This is a genomic window from Inquilinus limosus MP06 (assembly GCF_000767795.1).
Lineage (GTDB): Bacteria > Pseudomonadota > Alphaproteobacteria > DSM-16000 > Inquilinaceae > Inquilinus > Inquilinus limosus_E.
Genome location: NZ_JANX01000864.1, coordinates 1 through 1,824, shown reverse-complemented (window position 1 = coordinate 1,824; position 1,824 = coordinate 1). Strand labels below are relative to the sequence as shown.

The window sequence follows — 1,824 nt, the reverse complement described above, 5'->3', positions numbered from 1 at the left end:
TCCGGCGCCACCATGCAGGGCATCGCCGAGCGCGCCGGCCTGCCCAAGGCCAATGTCCACTACTATTTCGGCACCAAGGAGGCGCTGTACCGCGCCGTGCTGTCGCGCATCCTCGACCTCTGGGTCGACGCCTTCGACCATCTGGTGCCGGAGCGCGACCCGGCCGAGGCGCTGACCGCCTATATCCGCGACAAGATGCGCTGGTCCCGCAGCCGGCCGCTGGCGTCGAAGGTCTTCGCCAACGAGATCATCCACGGCGCGCCGCAAGTCGCCGACTACCTGTCCGGCAAGCTGAAGCGGACGATCGACGAGAAGGCGCGGGTGATCGAGGGCTGGATCGCCGCCGGCCGGATGGCGCCGGTCGACCCGCGGCACCTGGTCTTCAGCCTGTGGGCCGTGACCCAGACCTATGCCGATTTCGAGGCCCAGATCCGTGCCGTGCTGGGCCGCGAGGCGATGGATGACGACGTCTTCCTGGTCGCCAGCCGCCACGTCACCGGGCTGATCCTGCGCGGCTGCGGGCTGAAGCCGCGCAGCGGCTGATCAGTCGCTGCTGCTGCCGCCGCTATCGCCGCCCGAATCGCTGCTGCAGCTGTCGAAGTCGTTCCCGCCGGAATCGTTGCCGCAATCGGCGCCGCCGGACCCGTCCCCCGTCCCATCCGCCGGCCAGCTGTCGGTCGAGATGTCGGTGTCGGGCCAGATGGCAAAGCTGCTGGAGCTGGCGCCCCGCTGGCCGGGCCGCAGGGCGCGGTAGGCGAAGACGCCGCCGACCAGAAGCAGAAGGATCGGGAACCCAAGGCCCATCGCACCATCCCTGGCAAGAACCGGCCGATTGTAACACGGCCCGCTGCGACGGTGCCGCGATGGCGGCGCGGGTCGCTTTGCGCTAAAGGATGGGCCATGCATCCGCGCCTTCTCATCCCCCTGGCCCTGCTCGCCCTCGCCGCCTGCGCTGCGGAGCCGCACCAGCCGGCGCTGCCGCCGACGGTGCTGCAGAGCGGCGCAGTCCAGGGCGAAGCCGCCTTCGATCGCAGCCGCGGCGAGGCCCTGCTGGCCCAGGCCAAGGCCGCCGAGGCCCGCAACCCCAGCGAGGCCAAGAGCCTGTACCGCCAGGCCGGCATGGCCTGGCCCGACCTGACCGACGCCTGGGACGGGCTGAAGCGCGTCTCGGCGAAGCAGAACGACGCGGCCGAGGCCAAGGCCGCCGGCTTCATGGCCGAGCGTGTGAAGCTGTATCCCGGCACCGCCATCGCCTCGCAGCGCGAAGTCAACATGGCGCTGCACAGCTACATCCAGGCGCAGACCCAGCAGCCGACCGACGGGCCGGAGCAGCTGGCCTACGCCAAGCGGCTGGGCGAGTTCTACGACGCGCAATACGCCCTCGCCGGCTTCTACACGCGCGAGAAGAACTTCGGTAACATCGAGACGCACGACCTGCCGGCGGTGGCGCTGTCCGGCGGCGGCATCATCGGCTACGGCGTCAGCATGGCGACCAAGTTCAACTGAGACCGTCAGCAAATGCTACTGGCGAGGCCGTCTGACGGCGGCTTCTGCGCTTCCGGTGCTCACGGACTCAAATGTCCGCTGCGCTCCGGTTCTCGAAGCCACCACCAGCCGACTCACGCCAGCGCATTTCCGAACGGTCTCTGACACCGCCCGCGAAGGTCACCCCGCCCGCTCCCGCGGCGTCACCGGCACCTCCACCACCTTGCGGTCGCGCAGCAGGCGCAGCACGGTGGCGATGCCGACCCGATCGGCCCCGAGCAACCGGTGCAGCGCGTCGACGCCGTCGACCGGATGCCCATCCACCGCCAGGATCACGTC

3 protein-coding genes are annotated in these 1,824 nt (G+C 70.1%); 2 read left to right on the top strand and 1 reads right to left on the bottom strand.

Annotation, left to right across the window (positions count from 1 at the left end; translation table 11 throughout):
- Positions 1-543, top strand: a 543-nt coding sequence (locus P409_RS33340) for a TetR/AcrR family transcriptional regulator (RefSeq protein ID WP_034848796.1), incomplete at its 5' end; no start/stop codon positions are given.
- On the opposite strand, the gene P409_RS33335 is transcribed toward P409_RS33340, so the two are convergent.
- On the bottom strand, positions 544-804 hold the full coding sequence (locus tag P409_RS33335; RefSeq protein ID WP_034848794.1) for a hypothetical protein: 261 nt from the start codon (positions 802-804) through the stop codon (positions 544-546). It abuts the gene before it with no gap.
- 96 nt (positions 805-900) lie between these two features.
- On the opposite strand from P409_RS33335, the gene P409_RS33330 reads away from it, so the two are divergent.
- Positions 901-1,506 (top strand): hypothetical protein, encoded by a 606-nt coding sequence (locus P409_RS33330; protein WP_034848792.1) that lies wholly within the window; start codon positions 901-903, stop codon positions 1,504-1,506.
- Positions 1,507-1,824 lie beyond the last annotated feature (318 nt).